This window comes from Amycolatopsis rubida, assembly GCF_900115345.1.
Taxonomy (GTDB): Bacteria; Actinomycetota; Actinomycetes; order Mycobacteriales; family Pseudonocardiaceae; genus Amycolatopsis; species Amycolatopsis rubida.
Map to the genome: position 1 here is coordinate 503242 of NZ_FOWC01000004.1, position 17443 is coordinate 520684.

Genomic DNA, 17443 nt, shown 5'->3' on the forward strand with positions numbered 1-17443 from the left:
GGAACACTCACGACTCCAGCGCAGGCACCCGCTCCCCCGCCGGCGGCGGCCCAGGCGGCGTCCCGTCCCCGAACGGCCTTCCGCCCAGCTCCTCCCGCCCGTGCGACGTCAGCCACCCCGCCAAGTCCGGCCCCAGCGGCACGATCCCGGTCGGGTTCACATTCCGGTGCACCACGTAGTAGTGCTCCTTGATCTGCCCGAAATCGATGGTGTCCCCGAAACCGGGCGTCTGGAACAGATCCCGCGCGTACGCCCACAGCACCGGCATCTCCGTGAGCTTCTGCCGGTTGCACTTGAAATGCCCGTGGTACACCGCGTCGAAGCGGACCAGCGTCGTGAACAGCCGCACGTCCGCCTCGGTGATCGTGTCGCCCACCAGGTACCGCTGCCCGGCCAGCCGCTCGGACAGCCAGTCCAGCCGGGAGAACAACGCGCGGTACGCCTCTTCGTAAGCCTCCTGCGAAGTGGCGAAACCCGCTTTGTACACCCCGTTGTTCACCTCCCGGAAGACCTTCTCCGCGACGTCCTCGATCTCGTCGCGCAGCCGTTCCGGGTACAGCTCGGGCGCGCCGTCGCGGTGGTAGGCGCCCCATTCCAGCGACAGGTCGACGGTGATCTGCTTGAAGTCGTTGGTCACCACCTGTCCACTGGGGACATCCACAATAGACGGAACGGTGATCCCGCGCGGATAGTCCGGATACCGCGCGAAAAACGCCTCCTGCAGCCGTTCGATGCCGAGCACCGGGTCACGGCCACCGGGGTCGAGGTCGAAGGTCCAGCTGCGCTCGTCGTGCGTCGGGCCGCACAGGCCCATCGACAGCACCTCTTCGAGGCCGAGCAACCTGCGCACGATCGACGCGCGGTTCGCCCACGGGCACGCGCGCGCGATCACCAGGCGGTAGCGGCCGGGTTCGACCGGCCAGCCGTCGCGGCCGTCGACGGTGATGCGGTCGGAGATGTAGTTCGTGTCGCGCTTGAACTCACCCTGGTCGGGCATCGGAACCCTTTCTTCGGGAGTCAGGTCTGATCGTCCGGGCAGGCCGGACAGTCCGGCGGCTCCAGCGCGGCGGCCAGCCGGGCGAGGATCGGGCCCGCGGCGCGGACCTCCTCGGGCGAGAGGTGGTCGAACAGGAACGACCGCACGCGTTCGAGATGCCCCGGGTACGCGGCGGCGAGCTTCGCCCGCCCCAGTTCGGTGAGCGTCGCGTGTGCGGCCCGGCGGTCCTGCGGGCATTTCACCTTCCGGACCAGTCCGCGGCGCACCATGGCCTCCACGACCCGGCTGATCCGGCTCAGCGACAGCGCCGTGGACTCCGCCAGATCGGTGAGCCGCAGCCTGCCTTCGGGCGCTTCCGAGAGCGACACGAGCACGGTGTAGTCCGTCAGCGAGACGCCGTTGTCGTGCGCGAACTGGTCGTCGAGAGCCCGCGGCAGGACCGTGACGACCCGCATCAGCGGACGCCACACTGCCTCTTCTTCACTGGTCAGCGGGGTTCTGGTCACCACAGAAGAGGAGTATATCCGACACTTGCTCGCGCAATCAGTTATTGTGGGCTACAGTGCTAGTTGAACACTCAACCAAGGACCCGAAGGAACTGAACTCATGACCAGCGCGACCACCTACGCCCACCTGACCGGCACCTACACGATCGACGGTGCGCACAGCCGGATCGGCTTCGTCGCCCGCCACGCCATGGTCACCAAGGTCCGCGGCTCCTTCAACGAGTTCGAGGGCTCGTTCACCCTGGACGGCGAGAACCCGGCCAACTCGAGCGCGAACCTCACCATCCAGGCCAAGAGCGTCGACACCCGCAACGCCGACCGCGACGGTCACCTGCGCAACAACGACTTCCTGTCCTGCGACCAGTTCCCGACCATCACCTTCGCCTCCACCGGGATCGCGCAGACCGGCGAGGACACCTTCGACGTGACCGGCGACCTGACCGTCAAGGACGTCACCAAGTCGGTCACCATCCCGTTCGAGTTCGGCGGCTCCGCGAAGGACCCGTTCGGCAACGACCGCGTCGGCTTCGAGGGCTCCACTTCGATCAACCGCAGCGACTACGGCGTCACCTTCAACGCCGCGCTCGAGACCGGCGGCGTGCTGGTTTCGGACAAGATCACCCTCGAGTTCGAGATCTCCGCGATCAAGAACGCCTGAACCGCCCCGACCGCATGTGAGGGGAACCCCCAGGGAATCAGATTCCCTCAGGGTTCCCCTCACGTACTTTGGCTAAGCGGCACGCAACCCGGCGATGCCTACCTCTAGCGCGGCTTCGAGGTGTTGCGGTTCGCCGGTCGTCAGCAGCATCAGCACGCCGCCCTGCACCCCGGCCAGCAGCGCCGACGCGGCCTGCTTCGGGTCCAGCCCGGGCCGGATCTCCCCCGCCGCCCGCAGGTTCTCGATCCCCGCGGTCAACTCGCCCAGCCAGCGCTGCATCAGCTGCGTCACCACGGCCTGCGCGCCCGGCGTATTGCGGCCGATCTGCGACATCACCACGTTCAGCGGACAGTGCCTGCCCTGCTCGGTGTAGTGCCTGAGCACCACCTGCTGCCAGGTCCGGAAGTCGTCCCAGGTGCGCAGCGTGCCAAGCGACGGCTGCTGCACCTCCAGCACCCGGTCCGCTTCCCAGCGCGCGACGGCCAGCAGCAGTGCTTCCTTGCCGTCCGGGAAGTAGTGGAACAGCTGGCTTTTGCTGGTCCCGGTCTGCGCGCGGACGTCGTCCAGCGTCGTCGCGAGCACGCCGCGCTCGCGGATCACCTCGGCCGCGCCCTCCACAATCCGCTGTCGCGTAGCCTCGCCCTTGCGCGTGAGCGTCATCCGCCTGCCTCCTGAATGGACCTGCGAGTCCACTCTACCCGCGCGAACTCAGAACGCGGTACCTCCGTCGGACCAGGACGTCTGGCCGAAGTCCTCGTCGTCCACCGGCTCGCGGCGCGGCCGGGGACGCTCGGGCTCCGGAGCTTCCGCGACCTCCTCTTCCACGGCGGCCGCGGGCTCGGCCTCGGGAGCGCCCTTCGGCCAGACGCACGGCGACGTCGCACCGAGGTAGAGCTTCCCGAGTTCGTTGGCCTGCAACGACATGTCGAAGCCGTCCCGCTCGTTGCGCGCGAAGACGTACTGGTCGGTCGGCCGCCGGTCGGTCAGCACCGTGAAGCCATGTCCCTGCCACCACTTCACGACGGCCTCGAACTGCGCCTTGAAGGTGTCCGGTTCGAGGCCGGTCACCTCGTAGGTGGCGGAGATTTCGTACCGCCCGGCCGGACCGTTGTCAGTCGGGTCGGCGCATTCGGAACGGTTGCGGGAGAACAATTGCCGACCAGCAGGCGCGGGCAGCGCGGAGAACGCGCCGCGCACGTAGTCCTCGACTTGGTCGCGGGCTTCGGTTTCGGTGATCGTGGGGGTCATGGCTGCACCTCCTGGGGAGCAGGCTACGAGAGGAAGGGCGGCGAGGCAGGCCAGCGCGGTGCGGCGCGCCGTCACGCCGGCAGCCCCGCGATGATCCGGCCGAAGCTGCGCAGCGACGGGTTGTTGTCCTCCCAGTATTGGCTGTGCGCGGCCCCGGACAAGCCGCCCTCGTACCACGGGCCCTTGTCGCCCGGTGCCGATTCGAAGACCTGTCCGCCGAATCCGCCGACGGTCGGGCTCGGGCCGAGCGGGTCGTGGCCGCCGACGCCGATGTTGGTGATCTTGATGAGGTCGTGTTCCGCGACCGTCGAGTGCACGTGCTGGGCGACCTGATCCTGCGGGACGCCGTCGAGGTGTAACTGGTTCGCGTGCTCGACGCCGACACCGGGGCTGCCGGCGAAGATCAGGTCGTCGGCGTTGAGCCCGCCGTCGCGAGCCGCATGGCCGATCACGGTCGTGCCGTAGCTGTGGCCGAGCACGGTGTTGTGCGACGGCGCGCCTTCGTGCGAAGCCCGCAGGCCGTCCTCGAATTTCGACAGCGCGTCTTTGCCGCCGTCGGCGTATTTCTCGCTGGCGGCGTTCACGAGTTCGTCCGGCGCGTCGTAGCCGACCCAGGTGATCACCGACGTCGAAGACGAGCCCGCCATCGTCGCCGACTGCCACATCTTGTCCGACCGGCCGAGGTCGCCGCCGATCTTGGCCAGCTCGCTGCCCGTGCCGGGCACGTAGGTCGCGACGTTCGCCGCGGTGTCCGGGTTTCCGGCCGCGACCACCGCGGTGCCGTCGCCGCTGACGTCGAGCGAGATCAGGAACGCGGGCGGTTTGCCGTCGCCGGTGGCCGCGAGCCGGTCGCGGATCGCGGTGAGGCCGCGCAGTTGCGCGTCGTCACCGTTGCGCTTGTCGATTTCCTGGTGCAGCACAACGCGATTCGCCGCGTCGCGATCGACCACCGGGATACCGTCGAGGTTGCGGATCAGGTCCGGGTTGTCGCGCAGGATCGCGGACTGCGCGGAGTCGGACAGACTGTCCCACCACGCCCGGTTCTCCGCCGGGGTGCCGTTCGGTTTCGGCTGGCTGCTGGTCGCCATCGCCAGCGCGACGACGCCCGTCCCGCCGCTTTCGCCCTTCACCGCGCGGTCGAGTACGACGGTGAGGTCGGCGTCGGTTTCGGTGGCATCGCGGAGAATCTGACTGACGCGGTCAGCGAGTTCGGCTTGCCGCCCGGGTTCGCCGCTGACGCCGCCGCCGTCGTCGATCCGCATTCCGTTGCGCGAGGCGAAATCGTCGACCTCCCGCACCGCCGAGCTGATCCGCTCGACCGCCAGCTGCGCGTCGTGCACCCCGCGCCGGACCGCCGAAACGTCGGTGGTCAGCTGCCGCAATTCCGCCGTGAGCGCAGTGCCCTTAGCGGTCGCCGCGTCCGCCGCGTCGCCTTGCCAGGCACCGAACTTCGTCATGTCGTCGGCATCGTCGTTCGCCGCGGTGAGCCGGGCGGCGCGGGTGCCGAGCGCGTCGACGGCTGCGGCAAGGGCGGCGGGATTCCAGCGCCGGACGTCTCCCCAGGTGATCATCGGCCCGCCGCCGCGATCTTGCCGGTCGCGTTCTGGTCGGTGTCGCGGTAGCCGGCCGCGGCCTGGTCGAGGTTGCCCGCGTAGGCCTCGGTGGCGGCTGCCCACTTCGGAACGGCGCGGCCCCAGGTGCTGGACAGCCGGTCCGCCGCGGCCACGCTCGTGCCGCCGGACAGCCCGACCCCGGCGAGCGCGCCCGCGAGGTCGACCGTCCGCACGGTCGCCGCCGCCTGGTGCGCCCGCCGGGCCGCGGTCGCGACCTCCCCCGGAGCGACCTCGAAACCCGTTCCCATGCGCATCTCCCCCACCGCGGCGACCGGACGACCCGTACGACGGACATCCGCCGCAGCCGGTTCCCGGCAGTTCGACGTTCACGAAAACGCTGGGCAAGATCTCCCCATCAAGGCGGTGACCTGTGAAAACACCCGCCTACCGCGTCCATATATGTGAACGCTAGTCACGTGACTGAATAGTTATCAGCCCGCGTCTTGCCCGCCGATGACCAGCGTGTGACTGTGTACGGCGAAGTTCGTACCGGAGCGAGCGGGCCGGCGCACGGCGAGGAAAGGCGTTGCACGGCGGCGGATCCGGCCGTTTCGCAGTGCTGGACCAGTCCGGCAGTCCTTGTCCCCTCGACCCCCATTCGTCCGGCCAGGACGGCGCTGACCTCGCGGGCAGCGGACCAGGACCGGCCGGCCATCCCGGAAAGAGACGGCTCGGCAATGACACAGACAGCCGCGGCGCGGCGGCCTATCGGCAGAACGACGCTGTATTTCTTCGGTGCCCTCGGCGGCATCCTGTTCGGTTACGACCTCGGCGTCATTTCCGGGGTGTTGCCGTTCATCGGGAAACTCTGGGGCCTGTCCGGCTGGGACAAAGGCGTCATCACCGCGAGCATTTCGATCGGTGCGATCGTCGGCGCGAGTTTCTCCTCCCGGCTCAACGAAAGGCTCGGCCGCCGCCGCACGATCATGGTGGCCGCGGTCGTCGTCATCATCGGCACGCTCGCGGCCACGTTTTCGCCGACATTCACGTTGCTGATCATTTCCCGGCTGGTGATCGGCGTCGGGATCGGGCTGTCGTCGTCGACGGTTCCGACGTATCTGTCGGAACTCGCTCCGGCCCGGCTGCGCGGGGCGATGGGCGCGCTGAACCAGATCTTCATCGTGCTCGGCATCCTGATCGCGTTCCTGGTCAGCTACGGGCTCGGCACCTCGGGCAACTGGCGGCTGATGTTCGCCGGCGCCATCGTGCCCGCGGTGATCCTGCTGGCGGGCCTGGTGCTCCTGCCCGAAACGCCGCGCTGGCTCGTCGCGAACGGCCACGAGGAGCGGGCCCGCGCGGTCCTGCTCAGCTCGCACGGCGGCGGTGTGAACGTCGACGAGGAGATCGGCACGATCCGCGAGGTCATCCGGCTCGACTCGGAATCGGCGAAGACCCGCTTCCGCGACCTGCTGACGCCCACTGTGCGGCCGATGCTCGTGGTGGCCCTGCTGCTCGCGATGGGCCAGCAGTTCAGCGGCGTGAACGCGGTGAACGCGTACTTCCCGACGATGCTGATCGGCCTCGGCTTCGCGACCCAGGCGGCGCTGCTGTCCGGCGTGCTGCTCGGCGTGACCAAGTTCCTGTTCACCGCGTGGGTCGTGTTCGTGGTCGACCGGTGGGGCCGCAAGCCGCTGCTGCTGATCGGCAACGTGCTGATGGTGCTCACCCTGGTCGCGGCCGGGTTCATCGTGCTGGAAGTCCACGACACCGCGACCAAGGGCATCCTGATGCTCGTCGCCATGGTGCTCTACCTGGTCGGCTACGAACTGGGCTGGGGCGCGGTCGTGTGGGTCATGATGGCCGAGGTGTTCCCGCTGAAGGTCCGCGCCGCGGGCATGGGCGTGAGCAGCGTCGTGCTGTGGGCCGCGACCGGCATCATCAGCGCCGTGTTCCCGATCATCTCCGACCCGGGCGCACTCGGCCTCGGCGGCTCGATGTTCCTGTTCGCGGGCATCAACGTGGTCCTGTTCTTCCTCACCAAGTGGCTCGTCCCGGAAACCAAGGGCCGGACGCTGGAGGAAATCGAACTCGACCTGCGCGGGCGGACGCATTCGAAGGCGCGCGCCTGAATTTCGCTCGGGGTGCGGCCGGGCGGCCGGGGATTTCCCTTGCCGCCCGGCTGTTTTCTCACCGCCCGAGCATGCGGTACCGCCGGGTGGCCAGCGGCAGGAAGATCGCGGTCAGCGCCGCGGGCCACGCCAGCGCGAGCAGCACGGAATGCTCCGCCGCCCAGCCATTCGCGGCCCACGCCGGATTGCCCGCCAGCTCGCGCACCGCGGAAGCCGTCGCGGTGAGCGGATTCCAGGTCGCGATCGCGCTCAGCCAGGCAGGCATGGTGTCCGGGGAAACGAAAACGCCGGACAGGAATCCGGCCGGCCACACCAGCACCTGCACCGAAACCGCCGATTCCGGGGTCTTGAGCAGCAGCCCGAGGTAGATCCCGATCCAGACGAAGGCGAACCGCAGCCACAACAAGAGCCCGACCGCGCCGAGCACGGACGCCTGCTGCGGACGCCACCCCAGCGCCAGCCCCGCTCCCATCATCACGACGAGCCCGGCGACCGCGCCGATCAAGTCGGCGAGACAGCGTCCGGTCAACACCGCGAGCCCGCTGACCGGCATCGCGCGGATCCGCTCGGTGACCCCCTTCGAGGCGTCGGAAGTCACTGCGAGGACAGTGGATTCCAGCCCGAACAGCATGGTCATCGCGAGCATGCCGGGGATGAGGAAGTCGATGTACGCACCGTCCCGGATGGCCATCGCGCCACCGAAAAGCTGGCCGAACATCACCACGATCAGGACCGGGAACAGCAGCGTGACCGCGATCGAGACCGGACGCTGCTTCCAGTGCACGAGGATCCGCCGGGTCAGGACGGCGGTGTGCGTCGGCCAGGACCCGCTTCCGGGTGCGGTGACGGTCATCGCGCCTCCCCCGCCGCGTTGCCGGTCAGGTGCAGGAAGACCTCGTCGAGCGTCGGCTTGCGGACGACCGTCTCGACCCGGTCCGGCCCGACCTTCGCCTTCAGCTCGTCCGGCGTGCCCGCGGCGACGACCCGGCCGGCGTCGAGGACGGCGATCCGGTCGGCGAGCTGATCGGCCTCCTCCAGATACTGCGTGGTCAGCAGCACCGTGGTGCCGGTGCCGGCCAGCGCGCGGACGTCCGCCCAGACGTCGATGCGAGCGGCCGGGTCGAGTCCGGTCGTCGGTTCGTCGAGGAACAGCACCGCCGGGTTCAGCAGCAGCCCGGCGGCCAGGTCCAGCTTGCGCCGCATGCCGCCGGAGTAGCCGGAGACCGACCGGCCCGCGGCTTCGGCGAGACCGAACCGCTCCAGCAGTTCCCTCGCCCGCGCCCGGGACGCCCGCGAGGGCAATCCGCCGAGCCTGCCGAACAGTTCGAGGTTCTGCCTGCCGGTCAGGATCTCGTCGACCGAGGCGCTCTGCCCGACCAGCCCGATCCGCCGCCGCACCTCGTCCGGCTCCGCGACCGCGTCGAAACCGGCCACCCGGACCTCGCCCGCGTCCGGACGCAGCAACGTGGTCAGAATCCGGACCGCGGTCGTCTTGCCCGCGCCGTTGGGACCGAGCAGCCCGCACACCGTCCCCGGCTCCACCCGCAGGTCGAACCCGTCCAGCGCGGCCCGTTCGCCGTACCGCTTGCACACCCCGCGGGCCACCAGGCCATCTACTCCGTATGCCATACGAATAAGGCTAGCACAGAACTCCGTATTGCCTACGGAGTTGAGTTCCTATGCTGGTCACGTGACGACTGACGGCACCCCCGGCGACCCCGCCGCGACGATCGCGCTGCTGTGGGGCACCCGCCAGCTGCCGCGGCGCGGCCCGAAGCACGGACTGACCCCCGCCCGGATCGTCGACGCGGCGGTCGAGGCCGCCGACACCGAACAGGACCTGGCGACGCTGTCGATGCGCCGGATCGCCGAATCGCTGGGCGTCGGGACGATGTCGCTCTACACCTACGTTTCGTCGCGCGCGGAACTGGTCGAAGCGATGGTCGACGCGGTCTATGGCGAGGCAGTAGCCGAACTGGCCGAAATAGACGCCGACGACTGGCGCGACGGCCTCCGCCGCGTCGCCGCCGTCAACTGGGCGATGCACCTGCGGCATCCGTGGCTGCTGCAAGTCTTCACCGGCCGTCCGGCCCTTGGCCCCAACGCGATCGCGAAGTACGACCTGGAACTGGCGATCGTCGACGGCATCGGCCTGTCGGACGTGGAAATGGACTCGACGATCACCCTGGTGACCACCCACGTGGAAGGCCTGGCGCGCCGCAAAGTCGAAGCCGCGCGGGTCGTCCGGCAAACCGGGATGACCGACCAGCAATGGTGGGCCGCGACCGCTCCCGCGCTGGCGGAGGTCTACGAATCGCGCCGCTTCCCGGTCGCGGATCGGGTCGGCGCTGCCGCCGGGCAAACGCACCAGGCTCCGTACAGCCTCGACCACGAGTACGCGTTCGGGCTGGACCGCCTGATCGAAGGCATTGCCGCGCTGGTCAACCGGCCCGCTGAGTAGCGTCCTTCCGCCCCAACACCGCCCCGGCGATCGCGAGACCGACGCAAGCCAGGACCACCCACTGCACCGGGCGCAAGTGCTCGCCGAGGACCAGCACCCCGGCCAGCCCCGCACTCGCCGGCTCAAGGCTGGCCAGCACCCCGACCGTCCGGGCAGGCAGCCGTCGCAAAGCCGCCAGCTCCAAGGAATACGGCACCACGGCCGAGAGCACGGCCACCATTACGCCGACACCCGAGGCGTCGCCAGCCGGGTGCCTTGGTCGATAACGCCCAGCGGCACCGAAAGCACGGCAGCCCAAGCCAACGCCAGCGCAAGCGGACCTCCTCCCGAGTTCCTGGCCCCGGCGCGTTTGCTGAGCAGGAAGTAGGCGGCCAGGCAAGCGCCGGGAGCCAACGCGAGAGCCACGCCACCGAGCGGAATACGACGTCGCGCGGGGCGTGGAACAGCCACACCCCGCCTCCGGCCACGACCGCACAGGCCGCGTCGCGAAGTGACCAATGCCAAGGAAACCGGCCCCACCAGCTGCAGCGCGCTCGCGAGCCCCCAGCGGCAAGAAGGTCAACGCGGGACAGATCAAATTCATCTCCGCGCGATGGCCGTGCCAAAGCCGAGGACCACCCTCCTTTCCGCCCAGCTGCGCGGAACCGCGGGCCGGTACAGGACCAGCAGAACCGCGGCAGCCAGGCCAAGCCGCAACCCCACCACACCGGACGCGCCGACGTCCTCGGAAAGCTGCTTCCCGAACGCCTGCCCGAACTGGACGCTCCCCACCGTCAGCGGGGCAGGCAGATCCCTCATGCCTCCAGGTTTGCGCCGGAAAGCGTGCACGTCCAACGAATTCTTTCGCAAAAAACCGTTTAGCCTGGCCTCCATTATTGATCACCGGTTGCACGTCCTTTGGACCCTCGCCGAGCACGGAACCGTAACCGCGACCGCCGCCGCGCCGCACTTGACCCCCTCTGCCGTCTCGCAGCAATTCCGTTTGCTGGCCCGGGATCTGGAGGTGGAACTGCTCGTGCCGCAAGGTCGTCGAGTACAGCTGACTCCCGCCGCACGCATCGTGCTCCGACACGCCGAGGGCAATGGGAAGCGGCCCGCGCGGAACTCGCCGCGGAGGGCGCTGAACTCCGCGGCACGCTGCGCCTGTGCGGCGTCTCCTCCGCGCTGGCGACCCTCGCCGCTCCGGGCGTCGCCAGCCTGCGCAAGACACATCCGTTGGCAGAACCGCGCATCATCGAAGAGGAAAACGTCGACTGCTACCGTCTCCTGCTCGCCGACGAGGCCGACATCGCCTTGGTGCTGCCCGGCCCCGGGGCACCGCCGGCCACCGATTCCCGCTTCGAACAGACCCCGTTGACGACCGACCGCCAAGACCTGCTCGTCGCCGCAACCCATCTACTGGCCCGGCGCAAGGGAATCGAACTCGCCGAGGCGGCCGATCAACCATGGATCGTCAAGAAACACAACAACGACACTTATCCGCTGGTGACCGCGGCATGCGCCGCCGGGTTCATGCCTCGCATTGTTCACGGAGCCAAGGAGTGGTACGCAGTATCAGCACTCGTCGCCGAGGCCCTCGGCGTGTGTCCGATGCCGAGGATCGTGCCGCTGCCCGAACACGCGGTTAAGCGGATTCCATTGCGGGGGAAGTCTATTCCCACACGCCAATTGCTGACCGCCGTACGCCGTGGCAGCAGCGGGCATCCGCTGGTCAGCGCAGGGCTTGCCGCGCTGCGCGACATTGCCTCGACAGGGGAGGCCCTCCCAGTACCCGTATCACCAGGGACTCCCCGACGTCCATGACGACTGGCAACCTATTCGAGTCGGCATCCTGAACGAACCCGCCGACAACACTCCTCGGACGCACGGCAGCTTCGCCCACATCAGCGCGTTTCCACGACAAAAGGACCGAAAACCAATGGCGGACACCACTCACTCAGACCTTTTCGACCTGAGTGGGAAATACGCACTTGTCACTGGCGGCACCCGAGGCATCGGAATGATGATCGCGCGCGGCCTTCTGCAGGCGGGCGCCCGCGTCATTATCAGCTCACGCAAGGCAGAAGCGTGTGCGGAGGCACAGCGTCTGCTGTCCGAATTCGGCGACGTCCAGGCAATCCCCGCCGACCTGTCCAGGCACGACGAGTGCCAGCGCCTCGCCGCTCTGGTCAAGGCCGGCTCGGAACGCCTGGACATCCTCGTCAACAACGCGGGAGCGATGTGGCGCGAGCCGCTGGAGACGTTCCCGGCCGAAGCATGGGACGCAGTGCTCGATCTCAACCTGAAGTCGCCGTTCTGGCTGGTGCAGGCGCTGTTGCCCGCACTGCGCGGGGCGGGCACCGACGACGATCCCGCGCGGATCATCAACATCGGAAGCATCGCCGCCGTCCACGTCGCCGAGGCGCCCAACTACTCCTACGCCAGCAGCAAAGCGGCGCTCCATCAGCTCACCAGGGTGCTTGCCAGGGAACTGGGCCCGCAGCACATCACGGTGAACGCGGTAGCCCCAGGAGTGTTCCCGTCGCAGATGATGGCGGCCACGATCGATGCCATCGGCGACACGATCGCGGCGAAGGCCCCGCTCCGCCGACTCGGCCGCGACGACGACATGGCAGGCGTCGCCGTATTCCTCGCCAGCCGGGCCGGGTCATACCTGACCGGCACCATCATCCCGGTCGACGGCGGCACCGCCACGACCGCATCGGGAACCTAGGCGTCCGCGCTAGCCGCCGGGGTACTCGCAGTGCCTCCCTCCGCCCGCGGACAGCAGCTACGGTGACGAGGTGGCCACGATCAATCTGCGCAGCGAGATCAAGGAATTCCTGAGCTCCCGTCGCGCACGGATCACGCCCGAACAGGCCGGCCTGCCCGTCTACGGCGGCAACCGCCGGGTGAAAGGCCTGCGCCGCGAAGAAGCAGCCCTGCTGGCGGGCGTATCGGTCGACTACTACGTGCGCATGGAACGCGGCAGCCTCGCCGGCACCTCCGACGGCGTACTCGACGCGGTAGCCGCCGCCCTGCACCTCGACGAAGCCGAACGCGATCATCTGTTCCAGCTAGCGCGGCAATCCAGGACACCCAACGGCCCACGCCGCCGACCCACCGTGACAGTGCGTCCGGCGCTTCAGCAGGTGCTCGCCGCCATCACCGACGCCCCGGCATGGATCTGCAACGGCCGCTACGACGTACTGGCCACGAACCACCTAGCCCGCGCACTGTATTCCCCGATGCTGACCGACCCACGACGACCAGCGAACACCGCTCGGTTCGTGTATCTGGAACCCGAAGCGGCGGGAACGTTCTTCGTCGACTACGACCGAGTCGCCTCCGACGTGGCCGCGAAACTGCGCATGGAAGCAGGCCGCAACCCGCACGACGAGGAACTGATCGCGCTCGTCGGCGAGCTATCGACACGCAGCGACCTGTTCCGGCAGCGATGGGCATCCCAGGACGTCCGGCTCCACCGGTCCGGACGCAAACGCGTGCACCATCCCGCTGTGGGCCGACTCGACCTGGACGTCGAATCGATGGACCTGCCCGCCGACCCCGGCCTGCTCCTGAACGTCTACACCGCCCCCACCGGCACGACGTCCGCGGACGGTCTGGCCCTGCTGGCGTCGTGGGCGGCCAGTCAGGAGAAGGCGGCGACCGAGCCTCAAGCGCTCAGCTGACATTTCCGCGTTTCCCGTCCGCCTGAGTCAGCGCTTCTCGGCGAGGGCCCGCGTTCGAGCACGAGGCAAGCCACCGCGATCTTCCCTCTGCTGCGCACGGTGCCAGGATCACCGAACTTGGACCAGAGCCGCACCGGGAGGACGAAACCCGCGGCGTCCCGCCCAGTCCCGGCTGGCCGAACTTCCGCCCAGCACCCATCCCATCGGGATCACCCGCCCCCGGCCCGGGAGCAGCCCTCGCGGAACCACCGCACCCGATCGGCCCGGCATCACCAGCACCCGCCAGGCTCGCTCACCCCGGCCCGGTAACCAGCTCACCCGAAACCACCGCACCCGACCGGCCCCGCGTCACCAGCACCCACCCCGCCAGGGTCACCCCAACCGGGAACCAGCGGCCCGGCGCGCGCGCCACCAGCACCCACCCCATCGGGGATCGCCCAACCCGGCTCAGAACCGGCTCACCCGAAACCACCGCACCCGGCCAGCCCGGTGCCACCAGCACCCAACCCGCCAGGGCTACCCGCCCCGGCCCGGGAACCAGCCCCCCGCGGAACCACCGCACCCGATCGGTCCCGCCTCACCAGCACCCAACCCGCCAGGGCTACCCGCCCCGGCCCGGGAACCAGCCCTCGCGGAACCACCGCACCCGATCGGTCCGGCACCCCAGCATCTCAATCCCTGATGCTGGACAACGACCTCCCGCACTTTCCCGCAAGGTCGTCCGAACCGCAGTGAAGCGTCCGCGGGACCACCGCATTCGATCAGTCCGGCAGCATAGGCATCTCCATCCCCGCCTCATGACCCAGCAACGCCGCCCGGGTCAACGCGGCCGCGCCGAAGCGGTTTCGCAGCGCGTCCACTGCTGAGTCCAGCGCAGTCGCCTCGACGGACATCGCCGGGCTGGACGGTTGGTCCAGTGGCAGCGCCAACTGCACCGCGCCATGGCTGTCGAGGTTCGAGAGCGACAGGCCCAGCAACGTCAAACCCCGGTCGTACACCAGCGGTTGCGCCGCGGACAGCAGACCGCGGGCGGCGCACAACAGAGTCTCCGTGTGGTCGGTGCTGTCGGCGAGCGTGTGCGACCTCGTAGCACGGGTGAAGTCCGCGAAGCGCATTCGCAGCACCACCGTCCGGCATACCCGCGACGCGCCGCGCAACCGGCGCGCCAATCTGTCCACAATGGACACCACGATCTCGTCCAGCTCGGCCGGGGAGCGTGGACGACGGCCCAGTGCGCGTTGCGAGCCGATCGAGCGGCGGCGTTTTCCTGGGTGAACCGCGCGCGGGTCGCGACCGTGTGCCAGGGCGTGCAGGTGGCGTCCGGAACCTGGGCCCAGCATGGAGATCAGCGCGGCCTCGGGCAGCTCGGCGACCTGGCGCACGGTGCGGACGCCGCGTTCCCGCAGCTTCGCCGACGTCACCTTTCCCACTCCCCACAACCGCTCCACCGGCAGCGGGTGCAGGAACTCCAACTCCCGTTCCGGCGGCACCACCAGCAGGCCGTCCGGTTTCGCGACGCCGCTCGCCACCTTCGCGAGGAACTTCGTGCGCGCCACCCCTACCGTGATCGGCAGCCCGACCTGCGCCAGCACCTCCGCGCGCAGGCGCACCGCGATCTCCGACGGCTGCCCGGCGATTCGCCGCAGACCGCCGACGTCCAAGAAAGCTTCGTCGATCGACACTCCTTCCACTGCCGGCGTCGTCTGCCGGAACACCTCGAACACCGCCTTGCTCGCCGCGCTGTAGACCGGCATCCGCGGCGGCACCACCACGGCATGCGGACACAACCGCCTGGCCTGCGCCCCGCCCATCGCGGTGCGCACGCCCAACGCCTTGGCCTCGTAGCTCGCGGCCAGCACCACGCCACCGCCCACGATCACCGGCCTGCCGCGCAGCCGGGGATCGTCGCGCTGCTCGACCGAGGCGTAGAACGCGTCGAGGTCGGCGTGGAGGATCGGTCCTTCGCTCGTCACGAACATATGTTCGCATCGAACACCGACAAAAACCGCGCTCTGTTCACTCGAACGGAGTATAAGAATCTCCCGGAGCCCGGACGGAACACGCTAATCTCTCCCCGTGCGGCTCGTCCTGTTCGACCTCGACACCACGCTCGTCGATCGCGCGGAGGGGTTCCGCCGCTGGGTGTGGGAGTTCTGCGCGGAACATCGGCTCGCCGACGCGGACGCCGCGTGGCTCATCGCCGCCGACGACCGCGGGCGCGCCGACCGGGCCGCGTTCTTCAAGAACCTCCGCGAGCGCTTCGACCTGCAAGAACCCGAGCTCGAAGACGCCTACCGCGACCGCCATCCCGCGCTCGTCCCCGTCGCGCCCGGCGTGCTGACCGGATTGCCCCGGCTGCGCGCGGCGGGCTGGCGGATCGGCGTCCTCGGCGAGGGCGAACCGCAGCTGTCCACGCTGCTGTGCACCGGAATCGCCGGACTCGTGGACGGCTGGGCGCTCGCCGGGCCGGACGGACTGTCCACATCGGACCTGAAGCTGTTCGAGCTCGCCGCCGAACGCTGCGAGACCACGCTGGCGGACGCCTGGCTCGTCGGCGCGGACGTCGAACCCGCACGGTCCGCCGGATTGCACACCGTGCGAGTCGGCCCGGACCGCGACGCCGCCGCCGCGATCGCGCTGCTGCTTGAGAGTTAGTTCTCCGCGTCGATCTGCCAGGTGCCCTCGCGCTGCGACATCGTGTAGCGGTGCGTCTCTTTTTTCGAGCCGCCGTTCGGATAGTTGTAGGTGATCACGGCGGTGAGCTTGTTCTCACCGGTGACCTCGACGTCGCTCGCGATCACCGAGGTGAACCGGCCCCACCACGCCTTGTACTCGTCGAAAGTCTGATTCTTGTGCGAGGCGCGGAACGCGTCGCTGATCATGGACCAACCGCGCTCCAGATTGCTCGGCAGGTACGAGAAGTAAGCGCGCAGCGCGGAAGCCATCGCGTCCGGAGAGTTCGCCGCGGAACTGGACGACGGCGGGCTGCTCGACGAAGGCGGACTCGACGGCTGCGTCGACGGTGACGCCTTCGAAGCAGACGAAGGCGCCGGAGCGTGGGAAGCCGCGGAACTCTCGGCGGCCGACTGGTTCGCAGCCGGATTTTCCTCCCCGTGGTTGCGGGTGAGGACGACAGTGACGATCACGGCGATCACGACGAGCAGCGCGCCCGCCCCGGCGAAGATCATCCCGCGGCGTCTTCGGTCCGAGCCCGCGGGCGGCGCGGCGGCAGCGCCCGCGTCCGGAACCGCGATCGTGGCAGGCACCGCCGGCGGGGTGGCCTCCGGCAGCGTCGGCGGTTCGGGAACCGTCGCGACCGGGGTGACGCCGCCGTCGAGTTTGCGCAGTTCGGTGACCACCTCGGCCATCGACGGCCGGTCCTCCGGCTTGAGCTCCAGCAGCTTCAGCAGCAGCGGCTCCAGCTTCCCGGCCTGTTTCGGCGGGTTGATCGAACCGCTGGAAACCCGGTACAGCAAGGCGATCGCGTTGTCCGCGGTGCCGAACGGCGGATCGCCCTCCACCGCCATGTACAGCGTCGCGCCGAGGGCGAACACGTCGGAGGCGAACGTCGCTTCCTCGCCGCGAGCGACCTCGGGCGCGAGGAACGCGGGTGTGCCGGAGATTTCGCCGGTCGCGGTGAGCGTGACGTCGCCGACCGCGCGGGAAATGCCGAAGTCGGTCACCTTGACCGTGCTGCCGTCGTCGCCGAGCAGGACGTTGCCGGGTTTGACGTCGCGGTGCACGATGCCCGCCCGGTGCGCGGCGGCGAGCACGCCCGCCAGCTGCACCCCGAACGGAATCGCCTCGTCGACGGTCAGCGGGCCGTCCTCGCGCAGTTTCACCGCGAGGCTGCGCGAGGGCAGGTACTCCATGATCAGCCACGGGCGGTCCTCGTGCTCGACCACGTTGAACACCGAGATGGCGTTCGGATGCTGCAGCCGGGCGGCGATGCGGGCCTCGCGCATGGCGCGGTTGCGGGCTTCCTCGACCTTGTCCTCGCCCTGGTTCACGGGCATGAGGAGTTCCTTCACCGCGACGACGCGGCCGAGGATCTTGTCCTCCCCGCGCCAGACCATCCCCATCGCGCCGCTGCCGATCAGTTCGGCGAGCTCGTAGCGACCGGCGACCTGCCGGCTCTCCTCGGTCAACGGAAAACCCTTCGGTGCGACATCATCCACGGACGGCGATCACCCAGTTTTCCACGGACGGCCGGAGCCGGA

20 protein-coding genes and 1 pseudogene are annotated in these 17443 nt (G+C 69.1%); 8 read left to right on the forward strand and 13 right to left on the reverse strand.

Going from position 1 to position 17443, the window contains the following annotated elements; all coding sequences use genetic code 11:
• Positions 1-7: 7 nt before the first annotated feature.
• Together BM362_RS20005 and BM362_RS20010 are read right to left on the reverse strand one after the other, a co-directional pair.
• Positions 8-997, reverse strand: coding sequence for a glutathione S-transferase family protein (locus BM362_RS20005; protein ID WP_093574149.1), 990 nt, complete (start codon positions 995-997; stop codon positions 8-10).
• 20 nt (positions 998-1017) lie between these two features.
• Complete coding sequence (locus BM362_RS20010) at positions 1018-1506, reverse strand: MarR family winged helix-turn-helix transcriptional regulator (protein WP_093574150.1); 489 nt, start codon at positions 1504-1506, stop codon at positions 1018-1020.
• Positions 1507-1603: 97 nt separating this feature from the next.
• Here BM362_RS20010 and BM362_RS20015 point away from each other — a divergent pair, with 97 nt between their 5' ends.
• Positions 1604-2161 carry a YceI family protein gene (locus tag BM362_RS20015; protein WP_067591677.1) on the forward strand — a complete coding sequence of 186 codons (558 nt, stop codon included), beginning with the start codon at positions 1604-1606 and terminating at the stop codon, positions 2159-2161.
• 72 nt (positions 2162-2233) lie between these two features.
• Here the strand turns inward: BM362_RS20015 and BM362_RS20020 are convergent, their stop codons facing one another.
• From BM362_RS20020 to BM362_RS20035, 4 genes are all read right to left on the reverse strand, one after another.
• Positions 2234-2821, reverse strand: coding sequence for a TetR/AcrR family transcriptional regulator (locus tag BM362_RS20020; RefSeq protein WP_093574151.1), 588 nt, complete (start codon positions 2819-2821; stop codon positions 2234-2236).
• Positions 2822-2869: 48 nt separating this feature from the next.
• The gene (locus BM362_RS20025) at positions 2870-3409 is read right to left on the reverse strand and encodes a hypothetical protein (RefSeq protein WP_067591683.1); all 540 of its coding nucleotides are present in this window, start codon (positions 3407-3409) and stop codon (positions 2870-2872) included.
• Positions 3410-3480: 71 nt separating this feature from the next.
• Positions 3481-4980 carry an alpha/beta hydrolase gene (locus BM362_RS20030; protein WP_093574152.1) on the reverse strand — a complete coding sequence of 500 codons (1500 nt, stop codon included), beginning with the start codon at positions 4978-4980 and terminating at the stop codon, positions 3481-3483.
• Entirely contained in the window at positions 4977-5270 is a 294-nt protein-coding gene (locus BM362_RS20035) for a hypothetical protein (RefSeq protein ID WP_093574153.1), read from the reverse strand. Before BM362_RS20035 ends, BM362_RS20030 begins: the two co-directional genes overlap by 4 nt.
• Positions 5271-5699: 429 nt before the next feature.
• Between BM362_RS20035 and BM362_RS20040 the strand changes: the two genes are divergently transcribed.
• Positions 5700-7091 carry a sugar porter family MFS transporter gene (locus tag BM362_RS20040; RefSeq protein WP_093574154.1) on the forward strand — a complete coding sequence of 464 codons (1392 nt, stop codon included), beginning with the start codon at positions 5700-5702 and terminating at the stop codon, positions 7089-7091.
• A 58-nt stretch (positions 7092-7149) separates the two neighbouring features.
• On the opposite strand, the gene BM362_RS20045 is transcribed toward BM362_RS20040, so the two are convergent.
• Both BM362_RS20045 and BM362_RS20050 read right to left on the reverse strand, forming a co-directional pair.
• Positions 7150-7944 (reverse strand): ABC transporter permease, encoded by a 795-nt coding sequence (locus BM362_RS20045; RefSeq protein WP_093574155.1) that lies wholly within the window; start codon positions 7942-7944, stop codon positions 7150-7152.
• Complete coding sequence (locus tag BM362_RS20050) at positions 7941-8720, reverse strand: ABC transporter ATP-binding protein (protein ID WP_093574156.1); 780 nt, start codon at positions 8718-8720, stop codon at positions 7941-7943. The genes BM362_RS20045 and BM362_RS20050 overlap by 4 nt, the downstream gene beginning before the upstream one ends.
• Before the next feature lie 61 nt (positions 8721-8781).
• Between BM362_RS20050 and BM362_RS20055 the strand changes: the two genes are divergently transcribed.
• A complete protein-coding gene (locus BM362_RS20055) occupies positions 8782-9552 on the forward strand; it encodes a TetR/AcrR family transcriptional regulator (RefSeq protein ID WP_093574157.1) in 771 nt (256 codons plus the stop codon).
• On the opposite strand, the gene BM362_RS49085 is transcribed toward BM362_RS20055, so the two are convergent.
• The 3 genes from BM362_RS49085 to BM362_RS49095 all read right to left on the reverse strand — a co-directional run bounded on the left by BM362_RS49085 (position 9533) and on the right by BM362_RS49095 (position 10350).
• On the reverse strand, positions 9533-9850 hold the full coding sequence (locus BM362_RS49085) for an EamA family transporter (RefSeq protein ID WP_483073384.1): 318 nt from the start codon (positions 9848-9850) through the stop codon (positions 9533-9535). The genes BM362_RS20055 and BM362_RS49085 overlap by 20 nt on opposite strands.
• Positions 9772-9957, reverse strand: coding sequence for a DMT family transporter (locus tag BM362_RS49090; protein WP_244287213.1), 186 nt, complete (start codon positions 9955-9957; stop codon positions 9772-9774). The genes BM362_RS49085 and BM362_RS49090 overlap by 79 nt, the downstream gene beginning before the upstream one ends.
• Positions 9958-10131: 174 nt before the next feature.
• Positions 10132-10350 carry a DMT family transporter gene (locus BM362_RS49095; protein WP_244287214.1) on the reverse strand — a complete coding sequence of 73 codons (219 nt, stop codon included), beginning with the start codon at positions 10348-10350 and terminating at the stop codon, positions 10132-10134.
• On the opposite strand from BM362_RS49095, the pseudogene BM362_RS49100 reads away from it, so the two are divergent.
• From BM362_RS49100 to BM362_RS20075, 4 genes and pseudogenes are all read left to right on the forward strand, one after another.
• Positions 10349-10549: pseudogene (locus BM362_RS49100) on the forward strand (helix-turn-helix domain-containing protein); the annotation flags it as partial. The gene BM362_RS49095 and the pseudogene BM362_RS49100 sit on opposite strands and share 2 nt — an antisense overlap.
• Before the next feature lie 167 nt (positions 10550-10716).
• Entirely contained in the window at positions 10717-11355 is a 639-nt protein-coding gene (locus BM362_RS20065) for a LysR substrate-binding domain-containing protein (RefSeq protein WP_244287222.1), read from the forward strand.
• A 115-nt stretch (positions 11356-11470) separates the two neighbouring features.
• Positions 11471-12265, forward strand: coding sequence for an SDR family oxidoreductase (locus BM362_RS20070; RefSeq protein ID WP_067591701.1), 795 nt, complete (start codon positions 11471-11473; stop codon positions 12263-12265).
• A 70-nt stretch (positions 12266-12335) separates the two neighbouring features.
• On the forward strand, positions 12336-13223 hold the full coding sequence (locus tag BM362_RS20075) for a helix-turn-helix transcriptional regulator (RefSeq protein WP_093574158.1): 888 nt from the start codon (positions 12336-12338) through the stop codon (positions 13221-13223).
• A 761-nt stretch (positions 13224-13984) separates the two neighbouring features.
• Here BM362_RS20075 and dinB read toward each other — a convergent pair.
• On the reverse strand, positions 13985-15202 hold the full coding sequence (gene dinB / locus BM362_RS20080; RefSeq protein WP_093574159.1) for a DNA polymerase IV: 1218 nt from the start codon (positions 15200-15202) through the stop codon (positions 13985-13987).
• Positions 15203-15299: 97 nt separating this feature from the next.
• Here dinB and BM362_RS20085 point away from each other — a divergent pair, with 97 nt between their 5' ends.
• A complete protein-coding gene (locus BM362_RS20085) occupies positions 15300-15878 on the forward strand; it encodes an HAD family hydrolase (RefSeq protein ID WP_093574160.1) in 579 nt (192 codons plus the stop codon).
• Here the strand turns inward: BM362_RS20085 and BM362_RS20090 are convergent.
• On the reverse strand, positions 15875-17371 hold the full coding sequence (locus BM362_RS20090) for a serine/threonine-protein kinase (RefSeq protein ID WP_093574231.1): 1497 nt from the start codon (positions 17369-17371) through the stop codon (positions 15875-15877). The genes BM362_RS20085 and BM362_RS20090 overlap by 4 nt on opposite strands.
• Between the last annotated feature and the right edge of the window lie 72 nt (positions 17372-17443).

Coding starts and splice junctions, on each gene's coding strand:
- BM362_RS20005 (WP_093574149.1), bottom strand. CDS start 997: ATGCCCGACCAGGGTGAGTTCAAGCGCGACACGAACTACATCTCCGAC.
- BM362_RS20015 (WP_067591677.1), top strand. CDS start 1,604: ATGACCAGCGCGACCACCTACGCCCACCTGACCGGCACCTACACGATC.
- BM362_RS20020 (WP_093574151.1), bottom strand. CDS start 2,821: ATGACGCTCACGCGCAAGGGCGAGGCTACGCGACAGCGGATTGTGGAG.
- BM362_RS20025 (WP_067591683.1), bottom strand. CDS start 3,409: ATGACCCCCACGATCACCGAAACCGAAGCCCGCGACCAAGTCGAGGAC.
- BM362_RS20030 (WP_093574152.1), bottom strand. CDS start 4,980: ATGATCACCTGGGGAGACGTCCGGCGCTGGAATCCCGCCGCCCTTGCC.
- BM362_RS20035 (WP_093574153.1), bottom strand. CDS start 5,270: ATGGGAACGGGTTTCGAGGTCGCTCCGGGGGAGGTCGCGACCGCGGCC.
- BM362_RS20040 (WP_093574154.1), top strand. CDS start 5,700: ATGACACAGACAGCCGCGGCGCGGCGGCCTATCGGCAGAACGACGCTG.
- BM362_RS20045 (WP_093574155.1), bottom strand. CDS start 7,944: ATGACCGTCACCGCACCCGGAAGCGGGTCCTGGCCGACGCACACCGCC.
- BM362_RS20050 (WP_093574156.1), bottom strand. CDS start 8,720: ATGGCATACGGAGTAGATGGCCTGGTGGCCCGCGGGGTGTGCAAGCGG.
- BM362_RS49095 (WP_244287214.1), bottom strand. CDS start 10,350: ATGAGGGATCTGCCTGCCCCGCTGACGGTGGGGAGCGTCCAGTTCGGG.
- BM362_RS20070 (WP_067591701.1), top strand. CDS start 11,471: ATGGCGGACACCACTCACTCAGACCTTTTCGACCTGAGTGGGAAATAC.
- dinB (WP_093574159.1), bottom strand. CDS start 15,202: ATGTTCGTGACGAGCGAAGGACCGATCCTCCACGCCGACCTCGACGCG.